Source organism: Streptomyces sp. ISL-96 (genome assembly GCF_018614035.1).
GTDB lineage: Bacteria > Actinomycetota > Actinomycetes > Streptomycetales > Streptomycetaceae > Streptomyces.
The window spans coordinates 144,754-161,789 of record NZ_JAGGPA010000026.1 but is presented as its reverse complement, the minus strand read 5'-3'; the positions used below and the strand labels follow the sequence as shown (position 1 = coordinate 161,789).

The window sequence follows — 17,036 nt, the reverse complement described above, 5'->3', positions numbered from 1 at the left end:
GACAAACGGGACCGGCCGCGTCGTTCTGTATAAGTCGACGTGTCCCGCAAGCGGGCGGGATTGTGCACCAGTCTACCGGTAGCGCGGACACTCATGGGGGTTTGCCGGTACCTGAGTACCCATGTGCCGTCCTGAACCGGCGCTGTCCGACTCCCCATATCCGGGAAGGGGCTCCAAGAGGCTCACACGGGCATTCAGCGCTTCGGGCTGTCAACCACCCACTACCGTGACGGACACCTCACACGTACACCCACACCTCAGCCGTACGTATCCCCCGGACCCGTACTCCCCGGAGCCCGCAAAGCACCAAAACGACGCGGCGGACCACCCGGCCCCCAAATCTTGATCACCCGCACCGTGTCCCGGCCAAGATCAGCATTCAGCCGCGTCAACAGCTCCCGCTGCATCAACCGCAACTGCGTCGCCCACGCCGTCGAATCACACTGCACCGTGAGAACCCGCTCATCCTCGTCATACCGCTGCGGCACACAGTGATTCGCCAGATCCCCACCCACAATCTCCGGCCACCGCCCCATCACACCCCCGACCGCCATCGGCATCTCCCAGCCACGCTCCGTCTTCAACCGATCCAGCGCAGCACCCAACGCCAACGGATCACGACCATCCGCACCCGACCCCGACCGCAGCCCACCACCACGCCTGACCTGCTTCTTCTGCTGCGCCGCAGCACCACGCGCCCGCGCCTGCTCCTTCGCCGCACGCAACGCCACCCGCGCCAAATCCACCCCGGACGACTCCACCGCCGCCGCCTGCCCAGGCACCTTCGGCAACTCCTGCGGCAGCTCCTCACCCAGCCCACTCATACCCGCGCCACCTCGCCACCGGACACCACATACCGCGCCCCCGCCAGCACCCCCGGCACATCGTCATCCACCGCAGCCGTCACCAACACCTGCTCACCCGGCGCCACCAACTCCGCCAGCCGCTCCCGCCGCCGCGCATCCAGCTCCGCGAAAACATCGTCGAGCACCAGCACCGGCTCATTACCCTCAGAACGCAACAGATCGTACGAAGCAAGCCGCAGCGACAACGCGTACGACCACGACTCACCATGACTCGCATAACCCTTGGCAGGCAGCTGCCCCAGTTTCAACACAAGATCATCCCGATGCGGACCGACCAACGTCACACCCCGCTCGATCTCCTGCTTCCGCGCATCAGCCAACGCCGCGATCAACCGCCCGTACAACTCCTCACGCGACTGCCCCACCCCAACACCCTCACCAACCGAACTCCGGTACTCCAACAACACCGGCCCCCCACCGGGCGCCAGCTGCTCATACGCCTTGTCCGTCATCGGCTGCAACGTCGCGATCAGATCCAGCCGCTGCGCCAACAGCTCCGCACCCACCTGCGCCAGATGCTGATCCCACACATCCAGCGTCGACATGTCCATCGACCGGCCACCGTGCCGACGCGCCATCGCCGCCGACTTCAACAGCGTGTTCCGCTGCTTCAGCACCCGCTCGTAATCCGACCGCACACCCGCCATCCGCGGCGACCGCGCCGTGATCAGCTCATCCAGAAACCGCCGCCGCTCACCCGGATCACCCTTCACCAGAGCCAAATCCTCCGGCGCGAACAGCACCGTCCGTACGATCCCCAGCACATCCCGCGGCCTGACCTGCGACGACCTGTTGACACGCGCCCGATTCGCCCGGCCCGGATTCAGCTCCAGCTCCACCAGCTGCTGCCGCTCGCCCTGCGTCACAGCCGCCCGGATCACCGCCCGCTCCGCACCCATCCGCACCAGCGGCGCATCCGAAGCCACCCGGTGACTCCCGAGCGACGCGAGATAACCCACCGCCTCGACAAGATTCGTCTTGCCCTGCCCGTTCGCCCCCACGAAAACGGAAACGCCCGGATCGAGAGGGACCTCGACCCGGGCGTACGAGCGGAAGTCGGCCAGCGACAGATGCGTGACGTGCATGGCGTGCGCCGACCTTCTCCCAGCTCTGAACTGCTTACTTCTTCGACTCGACCGCGTGACCACCGAACTGGTTGCGCAGAGCGGCGATCATCTTCATCTGCGGGGAATCGTCCTGACGCGAAGCGAACCGCGCGAACAGCGACGCCGTGATCGCGGGCAGCGGCACCGCGTTGTCGATCGCCGCCTCGACGGTCCAACGACCCTCACCCGAGTCCGCGGCGTACCCGCGCAGGCCCTCCAGGTGCTCGTCGTCGTCCAGCGCGTTGACCGCCAGGTCCAGCAGCCAGGAACGGATGACCGTCCCCTCCTGCCAGGACCGGAAGACCTCACGCACATCGGTGACGGAGTCGACCTTCTCCAGCAGCTCCCAGCCCTCGGCGTACGCCTGCATCATGGCGTACTCGATGCCGTTGTGAACCATCTTCGCGAAGTGGCCGGCGCCCACCTTGCCCGCGTGCACCGAACCGAACTCACCCTCCGGCTTCAGCGCGTCGAAGATCGGCTGAACCTTCGCCACGTTCTCGGCGTCGCCGCCGTACATCAGCGCGTAGCCGTTCTCCAGGCCCCACACACCACCCGAGACACCGCAGTCGACGAAACCGATGCCCTTGAGGCCCAGCTCCACCGCGTGCTTCTCGTCGTCCGTCCAGCGGGAGTTCCCGCCGTCCACGACCACGTCACCCGGCTCCAGCAGCTCGGCCAGCTCATCCACGGTGGACTGCGTCGCGGCACCAGCCGGGACCATCACCCACACCACCCGCGGGCCCTTGAGCTTGGCCACAAGCTCCTCAAGGCTGTGGACATCGGCGACGTCCGGGTTGCGGTCGTAACCGATGACGGTGTGGCCTGCGCGGCGGATGCGCTCACGCATGTTGCCGCCCATCTTGCCGAGGCCGACGAGACCGAGCTCCATCAGAGATTCCTTAAGCGTTGAGGCGAGATTCGTACCCAGGGCCGAGCCTACGCCCGGCCCACAGGACCATCAGCCCGAGCCATCAGCCCGAGAGCCGCACCGGCATGATCAGGTACTTGTACGCCTCGTTCGCCTCGGCATCCACCGCCGGCCTGCCGCTGAGCAGCGCCGGCTTCGTGGACGTCGTGAAGGACAGCTGGGCGACCGGCGAGTCGATCGCACTCAGGCCGTCGAGCAGGAACGTCGGGTTGAAGGCGATCGAGATGTCGTCGCCGTCGAGGTTCGCGTCGACCCGCTCCACAGCCTGTGCGTCGTCGCTCGAACCCGCTTCGAGGATCAGCACGCCCTGCTCGAAGCTCAGCCGCACCGGGGTGTTCCGCTCGGCGACCAGCGCCACACGCTTGACGGCCTCGACGAACGGGGCGGTCTCGATCACGGCGATCGAGTTGAACTCGGTCGGGAACAGCGTCCGGTACTTCGGCAGGTCGCCCTCGAGCAGTCGCGTGGTCGTACGCCGGCCCGCACCCTCGAAACCGATCAGGCCCTCACCGGCACCGGAGCTGGAGAGCGCGATGGTCACCGTGTCGCCGTTGGTCAGCGACTTGGCGGTGTCCAGCAGCGTCTTCGCGGGCACCAGCGCGACGGCCGACGCCTCCGGGTCCTCCGGCTTCCACATGAACTCGCGGACCGCGAAGCGGTAACGGTCGGTGGAGGCCAGCGTGACCCGGTCGCCCTCGATCTCGATGCGTACGCCGGTGAGCACGGGCAGCGTGTCGTCGCGGCCGGCGGCGATAGCCACCTGGGCAGCGGCGGAAGCGAAGACCTCGCCGGGAACGGTGCCGGTCGCGGTCGGCATCTGCGGCAGCGCCGGGTACTCCTCCACAGGCAGCGTGTGGAGTGTGAACCGCGAGGAGCCGCAGACCACGGTCGCCCGTACACCGTCTGTGGAGATCTCCACCGGACGGTTCGGCAGGGCGCGGCAGATGTCGGCGAGGAGCCGGCCGGAGACGAGAACGGTGCCGTCCTCCTCCACGTCCGCCTCGACCGAGACCCGCGCCGAGACCTCATAGTCGAAGCCGGAGAGGCTCAGAGCCCCCTCCTCGGCCTTCAGAAGAAGTCCCGCGAGGACGGGGACCGGCGGACGGGCCGGAAGGCTGCGAGCCGTCCAGGCCACCGCCTCCGCGAGTACATCGCGCTCAACCCGGATCTTCACCGGAACCGCCTCCTGCTTGTTGCTGGCTCGCCCTGCTGGCCGTCGTGGTCTGGGGTCGTCTGGCTGTGTTGCCGGGGACCAGTCTGACGCACGGCACCGACAGTCGGTGCGGCTCGGGGTCAAGTCGTGGCGAGAGGCGCCGAGGGGTCCGGGCCGAAGTTGTGCACAGGCCCTTCTTCCAAGCGAATTCCGAGCTAACTCTTAGTGGGAGTAGTAGTAGGGCCTGTGGAAACGGTGGATAACCCCGTTTTCGCAGGTCAACCCCACTTTTTTGTCCACCGCGCCTGTGGGCGGAGCCGGTGGACAACTCGGTGTTTCTGTGGACGCGCGAAAGTTACACACACTCGGTGCACAGGCAGGGGTGACTTCTCCCCAGCGCTGTCCCCAGCTTTACCCACGTTCCCCACAGCCCAACCGACCTCCTTGGTGTGACCGCTTTCACTCGCCCCGGTGAGAGCGCGTGTTTCGTTGCCGAACAGTGGACAGAGGTGTGGATTAGCTGTGCACAAGCTGGTCCAGCCTGTGGGCCGCCGGTGGACAACCAAGATCGCGCCCTGTGGACAGTTTTTCTGTCCACAGCCTGTGGATGAAGGTTGACCACAAATCCCCAACCACCTGACCTGGGGTGATGGAGTCTCAGGAACCGTGCCTGTGGACCCAGTCTGGACAACTTTTGAGTCCCCAGGGTGTGGACGGAACATCCTGCCCTGTTCTGTGGAGAAGAGAGCCCTGAGGGCAGGTATTCGAACACCCTGAAGGTGCGGAACGACCGCGGAACGACGAAGGACGCCCAGGGACGAGCTCCCTGGGCGCCCTTCGAAGGGTCTCGCAGCGCCGCGTCAGCCGTTCTTGATGCGGTTGGTGAGCTCCGTGACCTGGTTGTAGATGGACCGGCGTTCCGCCATCAGCGCGCGGATCTTGCGGTCGGCGTGCATCACCGTCGTATGGTCGCGGCCGCCGAACTGCGCGCCGATCTTGGGCAGCGAGAGGTCCGTGAGCTCGCGGCACAGGTACATCGCGATCTGCCGGGCGGTCACCAGCACGCGACTGCGGGACGACCCGCAGAGGTCCTCCACCGTCAGCCCGAAGTAGTCGGCGGTCGCCGCCATGATGGCGCCGGCGGTGATCTCGGGAGACGCGTCCTCGCCACCGGGGATCAGATCCTTGAGCACGATCTCGGTGAGGCCGAGATCGACCGGCTGCCGGTTGAGCGACGCGAAGGCCGTCACCCGGATCAGCGCACCCTCCAGCTCGCGGATGTTGCGCGAGATGCGGGAGGCGATGAACTCCAGCACCTCCGGCGGGGCGTTCAGCTGCTCCTGCACCGCCTTCTTGCGGAGGATCGCGATGCGCGTCTCCAGCTCCGGCGGCTGTACGTCGGTGGTCAGGCCCCACTCGAAACGGTTGCGCAGCCGGTCCTCCAGGGTCACCAGCTGCTTGGGCGGCCGGTCCGAGGACAGCACGATCTGCTTGTTGGCGTTGTGGAGCGTATTGAAGGTGTGGAAGAACTCCTCCTGCGTCGACTCCTTGCTCGCCAGGAACTGGATGTCGTCGACGAGCAGGATGTCCACGTCGCGGTAGCGCTTGCGGAACGCGTCGCCCTTGCCGTCGCGGATGGAGTTGATGAACTCGTTGGTGAACTCCTCAGAGCTCACGTAGCGCACGCGCGTGCCGGGGTAGAGGCTCCGCGCGTAGTGGCCGATCGCGTGCAGCAGGTGCGTCTTGCCGAGGCCTGACTCCCCGTAGATGAAGAGGGGGTTGTACGCCTTCGCCGGCGCTTCGGCCACGGCGACGGCCGCCGCGTGCGCGAAGCGGTTGGACGAGCCGATGACGAAGGTGTCGAAGAGGTACTTCGGGTTCAGGCGCGCGTGCGGCTCGCCGGGACCCGGTGTCGAGGCCTGGGCGGCCAGCGGGCCGGGGGCGCCGCCGGTGTGCTGCATCGAGGAGCCGGGGCCGCCGCGGTGCGGGCCGGACTGGTCCTGGTGGTCTCGGCGCTCGGGGCGTTCGTGACGCGGCGGCTGGTCGTAGTGCGGCTGCTCGTACTGCTGGTGCTCGGGCGACTGCTGCCGGTAGTCGTGCTGCGGGGGTCGGGAGGCGTACGGGTCGCGTTCCTGGAATCCGCCGAGCCGGGGCTGCTGCCAGCCGTGGTCCTCCTGCGGGCGGGGCCAGGCGCCCTGCTCGTGCCGGGGCTGGCGGTAGTCGGGGTACGCGGGCCTGGCGGTCGGCAGGTCGTCGGTCGGCGGCCGGTGCCCGTAGGTGTCGTACGCATCGTGCTGGGGCTGCTGCTGCGGGGCGGGCTCCGCGGCGGAGTCGTCGACGGTGATCGCGATCCGGATGGGGCGGCCGCACTCGCGGCTCAGCGTCTCGCTGATGAGCGGCGCGAGCCGGCCTTCGAGGACGCGCTTGCCCCATTCATTGGGGACGGCAAGCAGCGCGGTGTCGGCGACCAGCGCGAGCGGCTGGCAGCGCTCGATCCACTGCTTGTCCTTGGGTTCGATGCCCTGCTGGCCCTCTCCGAGGAGATGCTCCAGCACTCGTGGCCACACTGCGGCAAGATCGGCAGGTACATCAGCCACAGGGCACGCTCTCTCACAGGTCCCACGAATGTGTGGTTCTTGGGACGGGATGGGACGGACAGGCAAGGACACAACGGATAAGAATCCAAGTTCATGCACGGTAGTCGCGGGCCCTCGCGTGCATCAAGTTGTTGTCCACAGCCTGTGCATAGTGGACCCTGGAGACGGGTCGGTTTGACCGGATGGCGTAGCCGCGCGTACCGTGACCAGGTCGAGTTGTCGATGGCTGCTGCCGCCTGCCTCCGATGGGCAATGATCACGGTCTGTGATCGTGAAGCGGTGCACACGGGCGTTGCGAGCTTCCTCGTGGGCGCACGGTGACAGCCAGGCGATGCCCCGCCACCACACCACTTCTGGAGCCCCCGAGTGAGCAAGCGCACCTTCCAGCCGAACAACCGTCGTCGTGCCAAGACCCACGGTTTCCGTCTCCGCATGCGGACGCGTGCCGGTCGCGCCATCCTGGCGACTCGCCGTGGCAAGGGCCGCACGCGCCTTTCCGCCTGATCACCTACAGGTCATGACGTGCTGCCTACCGAGAATCGGCTGAGGCGGCGCGAGGACTTCGCGACCGCGGTACGCCGAGGACGCCGGGCCGGACGCCCGCTCCTCGTCGTCCACCTACGCAGTGGTTCAACGGACCCGCACGCGCCTGGGGAGAGCGTTCCCCAGCCGCGTGCGGGTTTCGTCGTCAGCAAAGCCGTTGGCAATGCCGTCGTACGGAATGTGGTGAAGCGCAGGCTTCGCCACCTGGTCCGGGACCGTCTGTCGGAGCTGCCCCCCGGTAGCCTGGTTGTCGTACGGGCATTGCCCGGAGCAGGCGATGCCGACCATGCACAGCTGGCCCGAGACCTGGATGCCGCACTTGAGCGGCTGCTGGGAGGGGGCGCGCGATGAAGTACCCGTTGCTGGCTCTGATCAAGCTGTACCAGTGGACGATCAGCCCGTTGCTGGGGCCTGTCTGCCGGTACTACCCGTCGTGTTCCCACTACGGGTTTACGGCCATCGACCGGCACGGTGCGGTGAAGGGCACGGCCCTGACCGCCTGGCGCATTCTGCGGTGCAATCCGTGGTCGCCGGGTGGTGTGGATCATGTTCCGCCGCGCACTCGTCCGCGTTGGCACGAAGCGCTGCGTAATGCGTGGAGCGGCAACCGCGGCAGCAAGGGCGGGCAGCACTCCGCCGCTGAGATCAACCCGGCCGCAGAGCCCTCGCCCAATGCTCAAGGAGCCTGATTAGTGGACACGATTGCCAGTCTGTTCAGCTTTATCACCACCCCAGTTTCCTGGGTCATCGTCCAGTTCCACACGATGTACGGGGCGGTCTTCGGGCCTGACACCGGCTGGGCATGGGGTCTGTCCATCGTGTCCCTGGTGGTACTGATCCGGATCTGTCTGATCCCGCTGTTCGTCAAGCAGATCAAGTCGACGCGTGGCATGCAGGCGCTCCAGCCTGAGATGAAGAAGATCCAGGAGCGCTACAAGAACGACAAGCAGCGTCAGTCCGAAGAGATGATGAAGCTGTACAAGGAGACGGGTACCAACCCGCTGTCCTCGTGCCTTCCCATCCTGGCGCAGTCGCCGTTCTTCTTTGCCCTGTACCACGTGCTCTCCAGCATCGCCTCGGGCAAGACCGTCGGCGTTATCAATGACTCGCTGCTGGCGAGTGCGCGTGAGGCGCACATCTTCGGCGCTCCGCTGGCCGCGAAGTTCACGGACAGCGCGGCGGACATGGTGAAGTTCGACGCCTCTCTGCTCGATGTCCGCGTCATCACTGCGATCATGATCGTCCTGATGTCGGCGTCGCAGTTCTACACGCAGCGCCAGCTGATGACGAAGAACGTCGACCTGACGGTCAAGACGCCGTTCATGCAGCAGCAGAAGATGCTGATGTACATCTTCCCGGTCATGTTCGCCGTCATGGGCATCAACTTCCCCGTCGGTGTCCTCGTCTACTGGCTGACCACCAACGTGTGGACCATGGGTCAGCAGATGTACGTGATCCACGGGAACCCGACTCCGGGCAGCAAGGCGCAGGCTGAGCTGCTGGAGCGGATGCAGAAGTCGATCGTCAAGCACGGCAAGGTGCGCGGCCGGCGCCAGCGCAACGTCGTCAAGCAGATCGCCGACAAGGGCCGTGAGCGCAACGAGGCCGAGCGCAAGTTCGTCAGGGGCCTTGGTCTGGCCCGGCTGACCGTGCAGCCTGATGGCACTGTGGCGAAGGGTGAGCCCGAGGTCGCGGCCGAGGACGGTACGACGTCCGAGTCCGGCGCGAAGCGGCAGCAGCCCAAGCGTCTGACGAAGGCGCAGCGTCAGGCCGCCGCCGAACCTGCGGCGAAGACGTCGCTGCACAAGGAAGAGCCGCAGGACGACAAGCCCAAGACGGCCGGCAAGCCTGCTTCCGGTTCCGCACGCCAAGCCAAGTCCGGGCAGCGCAAGGGCCAGCAGCGGCCCAAGCACCCGTCCAAGAAGTAATAAAGGAGTCCATCCCGTGACGGAAGGCACCACCTCCGCGGCCGCTGAGGGTGGCGACACCCTGACCCGCCTCGAGCAGGAAGGGGAAATCGCGGCCGATTACCTTGAGGGCCTGCTCGACATCACCGACCTCGACGGCGACATCGACATGGATGTCGAGGCCGACCGGGCCGCGGTCTCGATCATCAGCGACGCGGGCAGCCGTGATCTGCAGAAGCTCGTGGGCCGGGACGGTGAGGTGCTGGAGGCGCTTCAGGAGCTGACGCGTCTCGCTGTGCACCGTGAGACCGGGGACCGGAGCCGGCTGATGCTGGATATCGCGGGTTTCCGGGCCAAGCGGCGTGAGGAGCTCTCCGTGCTCGGGGCCAAGGCCGCGGACGAGGTGAAGAGCACCGGTGAGCCGGTGAATCTGGAGCCGATGACGCCGTTCGAGCGCAAGGTCGTGCATGACGCGATCGCGGCGGCGGGTCTGCGCAGTGAGTCCGAGGGCGAAGAGCCGGAGCGCTTCGTCGTCGTTCTTCCGGCCTGATCGGCCTGTTTTTCTGTCGGCCCCGTCTGTTCGCAGGCGGGGCCGATCTTTGTCAGCCTGTTAGTCAGCCATCAGTTCGGTAGCGCGGTACGGAAGGACGGTCCCCGTGACGGAGGAAGCAGAGCTTCCCCAGGCGCCTGAAGAGGCACGGGCGGTATTCGGCGAGTTCTTTCCAGCGGCTGTCCGGTACGCGGAGCTGCTCGCGGACGCCGGTGTGAAGCGGGGCCTGATCGGTCCTCGTGAGGTGCCGCGGTTGTGGGAGCGGCATTTGCTGAACTGTGCGGTGCTCTCCGAGGTGGTTCCCGAAGGTGTCACGGTCTGCGATGTGGGTTCGGGGGCCGGGCTTCCGGGCATTCCGCTGGCGCTGGTGCGTCCGGACCTGAAGATCACGCTGTTGGAGCCGCTGCTGCGGCGTACGAACTTCCTTCAGGAGGTCGTCGAGCTGCTGGGTCTGGAGCATGTGACGGTGGTGCGCGGCCGGGCGGAGGAAGTCCTCGGGAAGCTGCCGCCGGTTCATGTGGTGACTGCGCGCGCTGTGGCGCCGCTGGACCGGCTGGCCGGCTGGGGGGTTCCGTTGCTGCGTCCGTACGGCGAGATGCTGGCGCTCAAGGGTGACACCGCCGAGGAGGAACTGAAGAGCACTCGTTCCGCGCTGAGCAAGCTGGGCGTGGTGAAGACGGAGGTGCTTCAGGTCGGCGAGGGCTTGGTGGATCCGATGTCCACGGTGGTGCGTGTGGAGGTCGGGGAGAGTCCTGGCGGCGTGCGGTTCGCGGCCAAGCGGGCCAAGGCGGCCCGGCCGTCGCGTACGCGTCGGCGGCGATGATCTGTCCTGTCTATCAACGATGCTCCATACAAGCTTCCATACGTATGCATTTGGGAGTGTCGTGAGGGTGTAGGTGCGCCGCCGGTGCATCGTGTTTCACGTGAAACGTCGCTCTTTGCTGCATGGAATCATCAGTCGCGGTCGTGCGGCTGCCGAGCCGCGCGACCGCAGGCCCGTGAGGGGTACGGAGTTGTCCACACAGGTGGATTCCTCCACAGAAGAACGGGCCTCGCTGGTTCATGACCCCGAAAGCATGGCAGGCTCTGTGCATTGCGAGCCTGAAGTCGAGGAGAGTGAATCCGTGCGGTCCGACGCCAATATCGCGGGGCCGATGACCGACCCGGTCCCCGGCCCCCGAACCGAATCGGCGGGGGAGGATGTTTCACGTGAAACACCGCCCCCGATGGACGACACCCCTATTGGTCGTGCTGCCCAGCTGGCGGTAGAGGCTCTTGGCCGTGCGGGCGAGGGCCTGCCCCGGCCCGAGCAGACCCGCATCATGGTGGTCGCCAACCAGAAGGGCGGCGTCGGGAAGACCACATCGACGGTCAACCTCGCTGCTTCGCTCGCCTTGCACGGTGCGCGCGTCCTGGTCGTCGACCTCGACCCGCAGGGCAACGCTTCTACGGCGCTGGGCATCGACCACCACGCCGAAGTTCCCTCGATCTATGACGTCCTCGTGGACAGCAGACCGCTTTCCGAGGTGGTCCAGCCCGTCCCTGACGTCGAAGGTCTCTTCTGCGCACCGGCCACCATCGATCTCGCCGGTGCGGAGATCGAGCTGGTGTCGCTGGTGGCGCGGGAGAGTCGCTTGCAGCGGGCGATCCAGGCGTACGAGCAGCCGCTGGATTACATCCTCATCGACTGCCCGCCCTCCCTGGGCCTGCTGACCGTCAATGCGATGGTCGCCGGCGCCGAGGTGCTGATCCCCATTCAGTGCGAGTACTACGCGCTCGAAGGGCTGGGTCAGCTTCTTCGGAACGTCGATCTCGTGCGGGGGCATCTCAACCCGGACCTGCATGTGTCGACGATCCTGCTGACCATGTATGACGGAAGGACTCGGCTCGCTTCTCAGGTGGCCGATGAAGTGCGTACGCACTTCGCCAAGGAGGTGCTCAGGACGAGCATCCCGCGGTCCGTGCGTATCTCCGAAGCACCGAGCTACGGCCAGACCGTACTCACCTATGACCCGGGATCCAGTGGATCGCTTTCGTACCTGGAAGCGGCCCGCGAGATCGCGCTGCGGGGGGTCGGGGTGCACTATGACCCGCAGCATGCCCACCCGGGCAGCCAGAACAGTCAGCAGAGCATGTCGGAGGGGATCCAGTGAGTGAGCGACGTAGAGGGTTGGGGCGTGGGCTCGGTGCGCTGATCCCTGCCGCTTCGCAGGAGAAGCCGAGTTCGCCCGTAGGGGCGGCCTCGACGTCCCCCGGGGCCGTGCCGGTGCTGACCGCGGACCGGGGGGTGGCGGCCGCGAAGGTCACGTCGCTTCCCGCGGGCGCCGTTTCACGTGAAACGCACGCTCCGGGGCAGCCGCCGCAGCCGGAGCCGGTGGGACCCGATGAGGTGGCCGGGGTTTACTTCGCCGAGCTTCCGCTGGATTCCATCAAGCCGAACTCGCGCCAGCCGCGTGAGGTGTTTGATGAGGACGCGCTGGCGGAGCTGGTCACCTCCATCAAGGAGGTGGGGCTTCTTCAGCCCGTCGTCGTACGGCAGCTGGGGCCCGAGCGCTATGAGCTCATCATGGGCGAGCGCCGGTGGCGGGCCTGCCGGGAAGCGGGTCTGGAGAGGATTCCCGCGATCGTCCGTGCCACGGAGGACGAGAAGCTTCTCCTCGACGCGCTGCTGGAGAACCTGCACAGGGCGCAGCTGAACCCGCTGGAAGAGGCGGCGGCGTACGACCAGCTGTTGAAGGACTTCAACTGCACGCACGACCAGCTGGCGGACCGGATCGGGCGCTCGCGTCCTCAGGTTTCCAACACCCTGCGTCTGCTGAGGCTGTCGCCGTCGGTGCAGCGCAGGGTCGCGGCGGGTGTGCTGTCCGCCGGGCATGCGCGGGCCCTGCTCGCGGTGGAGGACTCCGAGGAGCAGGATCGCCTGGCGCATCGGATCGTGGCCGAGGGGCTGTCGGTGCGTGCGGTCGAGGAGATCGTCACTCTGATGGGCTCGCGTCCGCAGAGCACTCCGAAGGCGAAGGGGCCGCGTGCGGGTAGCCGTCTGTCGCCGGCGCTGTCCGGTCTCGCTTCGCGGCTCTCGGACCGGTTCGAGACGCGGGTGAAGGTCGACCTGGGGCACAAGAAGGGAAAGATCGTCGTCGAGTTCGCGTCGATGGAGGATCTGGAGCGGATCCTCGGGACGCTCGCTCCCGGCGAGGGTCGGGTCCTGGAGAAAGGGCTCATGGAAGAGGGCGCGGAGGGCGGCGAGAGCTGAGTTGTCGCCAAGGGCTGTTGCAGGGCGGGCCGTGTCCGGAGCAATCTGGAACACGACCCGCCCTTTGCTTTCTCACGGTGTCCGTTCGATCGCTGGGTGGATACGATGCGTTCTGGTATGGCGCATCCACCTTGGTTCACTTGAGAAGGAGGGCGGGGGTCATGCGATCGGTGAGCCGCAGCCGACTGGTGACAGCCGGGCTGAGTGTCGGAGCGGTCGGCGGGTTCGTCGGCAGTCTGCTCCGGGAACGGGGCGCGCTGGCAGCCGCCCGTGGTGCGGCCGGCCAAGGAAGTGAGGAACATCCTTCATGGGGCGTCAGCTCGTACCGCTCACGCTGGACAATCTTCCGGACCTCCCCAAGCGCTGTCGGTCCTGCGTCTTCTGGGAGCTTGATCCGGTCAGTGGAGAAGCAGCCGTAAAGGCGGGCACTCCGGAGCTGGAGAAGGAAGCCTGGATTTCGGCTGTCCTGCTGGAGTGGGGGTCGTGCGGGCGGGTCGTCTACGTCGACGAGATTCCTGTGGGCTTCGTGCTGTACGCGCCGCCGGCCTATGTGCCGCGCTCGACGGCTTTCCCGACGAGCCCGGTGTCTCCGGACGCTGTGCAGTTGATGACCGCCTGGATCATGCCCAGTTATCAGGGTCAGGGGCTGGGGCGGGTCATGGTGCAGACCGTTGCGAAGGATTTGCTGCGACGCGGGTTCAAGGCCATTGAGGCTTTCGGCAACGCCCGCTGGACGGAGCCCGCTTGTCTGCTGCCCGCGGAGCATCTGCTGTCGGTCGGTTTCAAGACCGTACGGCCGCACCCGCTGCACCCTCGGCTGAGGCTGGAGCTTCGGACGACGCTTTCCTGGAAGGAAGACGTCGAGCTGGCTATCGACAGGCTGCTGGGGGCGGTTCAGAAAGAGCCGGTGCTGCGTCCGCTGTGAGGGCTGCAAACACGTGTGGGCTCATCCCCGTCAGGGATGAGCCCACACGTGTTTCACGTGAAACAACTGAGCCGGCGGTCAGGCCTTGGTGGCCTCTTCGCCGATGAACTCCTCGAGGTCACGCAGGAGAGCGGCCTTCGGCTTGGCGCCGACGATCGTCTTGGCGACCTCGCCGCGCTGGTAGACGTTCAGCGTCGGGATGGACATGACGCCGTACTTGGCTGCGGTGGCCGGGTTCTCGTCGATGTTGAGCTTGACGATCTCGATCTGGTCGCCGTGCTCGGCAGCGATCGCCACGAGCGACGGGGCGATCTGACGGCACGGACCGCACCAGGCGGCCCAGAAGTCCACCAGTACGGGCTTGTCGCTCTTGAGGACGTCCTCCTCAAAGGACGCGTCGGTCACGTTCTTCAGGTCGCCGGCCACGGCAGTCTCCTTAACTTCAACTTCGGGGTGGGGTGTGGGGTGGGGCGGGACGATCAGGCGGCGGCGGTCTTCTCGGGCTCGGACACCTTGTCGGTGTCGGCGAGAGCGGCCAGGAAGCGCTCGGCGTCGAGTGCGGCCGAGCAGCCGGTGCCGGCCGCCGTGATGGCCTGCCGGTAGGTGTGGTCGACGACGTCACCGGCGGCGAAAACACCGGTGAGATTCGTACGGGTCGACGGTGCGTCAACCTTCACGTAGCCCTCGTCGTCCAGCTCCAGCTGACCCTTGAACAGCTCGGTGCGCGGGTCGTGGCCCACGGCGATGAACAGTCCGGTGACGGCCAGCGGAGTGATTTCCCCGGTCTTGGTGTCCCGCAGCGTCACGCCGGCGAGCTTCTGGTCGCCCTGGAGTTCGGCGACCGAGCTGTCCCAGGCGAACTTGATCTTCGGGTCGGCGAACGCACGGTCCTGCATCGCCTTGGAGGCGCGCAGGGTGTCCCGGCGGTGGATGACGGTCACGGACTTGGCGAAGCGGGAGAGGAAGGTTGCCTCCTCCATCGCGGTGTCGCCGCCGCCGACCACGGCGATCTCCTGGTCCTTGAAGAAGAACCCGTCGCAGGTGGCGCACCAGGAGACGCCGCGTCCGGAGAGGGCGTCCTCCTTGGGGAGGCCGAGCTTGCGGTGCTGGGAGCCCGTCGAGACGATGACCGCCTTGGCGCGGTGGACCGTGCCTGCGGTGTCGGTGACGGTCTTGATGTCGCCGGTGAGGTCGACGGACACGATGTCGTCCGGTACGAGCTCGGCGCCGAAGCGCTCGGCCTGGGCGCGCATGTTGTCCATCAGGTCGGGGCCCATGATGCCGTCGCGGAACCCGGGGAAGTTCTCCACGTCGGTGGTGTTCATCAGAGCACCGCCTGCGGTCACCGCGCCCTCGAACACCAGCGGCTTCAACGACGCACGCGCGGTGTACAGCGCGGCGGTGTAGCCGGCGGGCCCGGAGCCGATGATGATCACGTTTCGGACGTCGCTCACGGGTTATTTCCTCGTCTCTGCGGAGCCTGCTGCCTACTGGGGCCTGTCTGGGACTCTCACCCACCCAACGGATCCTACGGGGCTTGCATTCCCGAGGTGTCCGACCCCATTCCGGCGTGATGTCAACGGCGGGGATAGGCCTGTGTCAGCAGAATCTCACCCTTGGCGGGCGGAGCCGCCCCCTCACACGCGGCGTCGACGATGTAGGCCTGTACCCGGGTGACGTCGGTGGCGTGTGGGAGGACGAGGAGGAAGGCCTTCTTGCCGTTGTACGTCCCCTCCTGTGCGGCGATCGGCACGGTGTTGCGGCCGGTGCCGTCCTGGACGCACTGGGGTACCGGGACATCCGTTTCCCGCAGGGGTGTGTGGGACTCGATGTCCATGGAGGGGCCGTTCTCGGTCTTCTCGCCCTGGGTCATCGGCTGCTTGGCGATCAGGCCCTGAACCCGGTCTTCGAGGGCCGTCTTGGAGAACGTGGGCCCCGTTTGCTTTGTGGCGGAAACGCCCCTGTCGGCGGAGGAGTCCGTGCCGTCGGGTGACTGGAGCGTCTGCAGGAGGAGCGCGCCCATGCCGAGCGCGGCGGTCCCGAGCACGGCCCCGAGGACGGCGGTGCGCCGGCGGCGCTTTGCCTTGCCGTCCCGGCCGGGTCCGGTGGTCGCGTGGGGGCGGCCTGCGGGGCGGTCCGCAGGGGCGGATTCGGCGGCGTGCGGCGCGGGCGCTGTTTCACGTGAAACATGCGCGCTTCCTTCGGGCGCCGTGGAATCGAGGAGGGCTTCCGCGGCCAGGGCCGCGTCGATGCGGCCCGCGACATCGGCGGGCATCCGGTGCGGGCCGGGCAGGGTGCCGAGCAGGCCGCGGATCTCGTCCAGGGAGGCCTGTACATCGGCGCACAGTGCGCACCCGTCCAGGTGTCGGCGTACGTCCGCCGTGCGGGAGGGGGAGAGGATGCCTTCGGCGAGATCGGAGATCTCCGAGACGTCCGGGTGCTGTGCTGTGTCGGCCCTGCCGGTCGTCGATGTCATGCGCGCCCACCTCCGCCCTTCACAGCAGCAGGATCACTCGGTCCTGCGTCCTTTGGTCCCGATGCCGGTGGGACGGATGCCCCGGGCGTCCGGTTCCTTCCCCCACCAAGGGCCGTGTTATCCCCGCCGTCCCCCGCATCGGTGCGCAGATGGGTGAGGAGTGGCAGCAGCCGTGCGCGGCCGCGCGCGCAGCGGCTCTTCACCGTCCCGGTCGGCACGTCCAGGACACGGGCGGCCTCCGCCACCGGATAGCCCTGCATGTCCACGAGCACGAGCGCGGCCCGCTGCTCGGGCGGCAGGGTGGCCAGGGCGGCGATGAGCTCTCTGTGGAGGTCCTGGCGCTCCGCAGGGGCCTCGGCGGACTCGTGGGGCTCCAGGAGCTGGTCCAGGCGCTCCGCGTCGTCGACCGGGGCGGTCTTGCGGGAAGCCGCTTTGCGGGCGCGGTCGAGGCAGGCGTTGACGGTGATGCGGTGCAGCCAGGTCGTGACGGCGGACTGGCCGCGGAAGGTGTGGGCGGCACGGTAGGCGGACACCAGGGCGTCCTGGACCGCGTCAGCGGCCTCCTCGCGGTCTCCCAGCGTGCGCAGGGCCACGGCCCACAGCCGGTCGCGGTGGCGCCGTACGAGCTCACCGAAGGCGTCGGGGTCGCCTTTGACGTGGCCGGCCAGGAGGTCCTGGTCGCTTGTGGCGCTGAGCGCGGCGTCGTCCAACGGTGAGCCCCCTCCCCCT

Annotated in this window: 18 protein-coding genes; 9 read left to right on the top strand and 9 right to left on the bottom strand. The window is 67.2% G+C overall.

The window, feature by feature from the left end; all coding sequences use genetic code 11:
- Positions 1 to 257: 257 nt before the first annotated feature.
- From J7E96_RS18905 to dnaA, 5 genes are all read right to left on the bottom strand, one after another.
- Positions 258 to 824, bottom strand: coding sequence for a DUF721 domain-containing protein (locus tag J7E96_RS18905; protein WP_215132811.1), 567 nt, complete (start codon positions 822 to 824; stop codon positions 258 to 260).
- Positions 821 to 1,951 carry a DNA replication/repair protein RecF gene (gene recF / locus J7E96_RS18900; protein ID WP_215132810.1) on the bottom strand — a complete coding sequence of 377 codons (1,131 nt, stop codon included), beginning with the start codon at positions 1,949 to 1,951 and terminating at the stop codon, positions 821 to 823. The genes J7E96_RS18905 and recF overlap by 4 nt, the downstream gene beginning before the upstream one ends.
- 34 nt (positions 1,952 to 1,985) lie before the next feature.
- Entirely contained in the window at positions 1,986 to 2,864 is an 879-nt protein-coding gene (gene gnd / locus J7E96_RS18895; protein ID WP_215132809.1) for a phosphogluconate dehydrogenase (NAD(+)-dependent, decarboxylating), read from the bottom strand.
- An 82-nt stretch (positions 2,865 to 2,946) separates the two neighbouring features.
- A complete protein-coding gene (gene dnaN, locus J7E96_RS18890; RefSeq protein ID WP_215132808.1) occupies positions 2,947 to 4,077 on the bottom strand; it encodes a DNA polymerase III subunit beta in 1,131 nt (376 codons plus the stop codon).
- Between the two features lie 839 nt (positions 4,078 to 4,916).
- Positions 4,917 to 6,653, bottom strand: coding sequence for a chromosomal replication initiator protein DnaA (dnaA, locus tag J7E96_RS18885; protein WP_215132807.1), 1,737 nt, complete (start codon positions 6,651 to 6,653; stop codon positions 4,917 to 4,919).
- A gap of 366 nt (positions 6,654 to 7,019) precedes the next feature.
- Between dnaA and rpmH the strand changes: the two genes are divergently transcribed.
- The 9 genes from rpmH (at position 7,020) to J7E96_RS18840 (ending at position 13,831) form a co-directional block, all read left to right on the top strand.
- Positions 7,020 to 7,157, top strand: coding sequence for a 50S ribosomal protein L34 (gene rpmH / locus J7E96_RS18880; protein ID WP_078606731.1), 138 nt, complete (start codon positions 7,020 to 7,022; stop codon positions 7,155 to 7,157).
- An 18-nt stretch (positions 7,158 to 7,175) separates the two neighbouring features.
- Positions 7,176 to 7,547, top strand: a complete 372-nt coding sequence (gene rnpA, locus J7E96_RS18875) for a ribonuclease P protein component (RefSeq protein ID WP_214967164.1) — start codon at positions 7,176 to 7,178, stop codon at positions 7,545 to 7,547.
- Entirely contained in the window at positions 7,544 to 7,885 is a 342-nt protein-coding gene (gene yidD / locus J7E96_RS18870) for a membrane protein insertion efficiency factor YidD (RefSeq protein ID WP_214967162.1), read from the top strand. Before rnpA ends, yidD begins: the two co-directional genes overlap by 4 nt.
- A 3-nt stretch (positions 7,886 to 7,888) precedes the next feature.
- Positions 7,889 to 9,124, top strand: coding sequence for a membrane protein insertase YidC (yidC, locus tag J7E96_RS18865; RefSeq protein ID WP_215132806.1), 1,236 nt, complete (start codon positions 7,889 to 7,891; stop codon positions 9,122 to 9,124).
- Positions 9,125 to 9,140: 16 nt separating this feature from the next.
- Entirely contained in the window at positions 9,141 to 9,653 is a 513-nt protein-coding gene (locus J7E96_RS18860) for a R3H domain-containing nucleic acid-binding protein (RefSeq protein ID WP_215132805.1), read from the top strand.
- A 106-nt stretch (positions 9,654 to 9,759) separates the two neighbouring features.
- A complete protein-coding gene (gene rsmG / locus J7E96_RS18855; RefSeq protein WP_215132804.1) occupies positions 9,760 to 10,476 on the top strand; it encodes a 16S rRNA (guanine(527)-N(7))-methyltransferase RsmG in 717 nt (238 codons plus the stop codon).
- 253 nt (positions 10,477 to 10,729) lie between these two features.
- Positions 10,730 to 11,806, top strand: a complete 1,077-nt coding sequence (locus J7E96_RS18850; RefSeq protein WP_215132877.1) for a ParA family protein — start codon at positions 10,730 to 10,732, stop codon at positions 11,804 to 11,806.
- The gene (locus J7E96_RS18845) at positions 11,803 to 12,906 is read left to right on the top strand and encodes a ParB/RepB/Spo0J family partition protein (RefSeq protein ID WP_215132803.1); all 1,104 of its coding nucleotides are present in this window, start codon (positions 11,803 to 11,805) and stop codon (positions 12,904 to 12,906) included. The genes J7E96_RS18850 and J7E96_RS18845 overlap by 4 nt, the downstream gene beginning before the upstream one ends.
- A 307-nt stretch (positions 12,907 to 13,213) precedes the next feature.
- Complete coding sequence (locus J7E96_RS18840; protein ID WP_215132802.1) at positions 13,214 to 13,831, top strand: GNAT family N-acetyltransferase; 618 nt, start codon at positions 13,214 to 13,216, stop codon at positions 13,829 to 13,831.
- A gap of 78 nt (positions 13,832 to 13,909) precedes the next feature.
- Here the strand turns inward: J7E96_RS18840 and trxA are convergent, their stop codons facing one another.
- The 4 genes from trxA to sigM form a co-directional block, all read right to left on the bottom strand.
- The gene (gene trxA / locus J7E96_RS18835) at positions 13,910 to 14,257 is read right to left on the bottom strand and encodes a thioredoxin (protein WP_215132801.1); all 348 of its coding nucleotides are present in this window, start codon (positions 14,255 to 14,257) and stop codon (positions 13,910 to 13,912) included.
- A gap of 53 nt (positions 14,258 to 14,310) precedes the next feature.
- Positions 14,311 to 15,285, bottom strand: a complete 975-nt coding sequence (trxB, locus tag J7E96_RS18830) for a thioredoxin-disulfide reductase (protein WP_215132800.1) — start codon at positions 15,283 to 15,285, stop codon at positions 14,311 to 14,313.
- Positions 15,286 to 15,407: 122 nt separating this feature from the next.
- Entirely contained in the window at positions 15,408 to 16,307 is a 900-nt protein-coding gene (locus J7E96_RS18825) for a zf-HC2 domain-containing protein (protein ID WP_215132799.1), read from the bottom strand.
- Entirely contained in the window at positions 16,304 to 17,017 is a 714-nt protein-coding gene (gene sigM / locus J7E96_RS18820) for an RNA polymerase sigma factor SigM (RefSeq protein WP_215132798.1), read from the bottom strand. The genes J7E96_RS18825 and sigM overlap by 4 nt, the downstream gene beginning before the upstream one ends.
- Between the last annotated feature and the right edge of the window lie 19 nt (positions 17,018 to 17,036).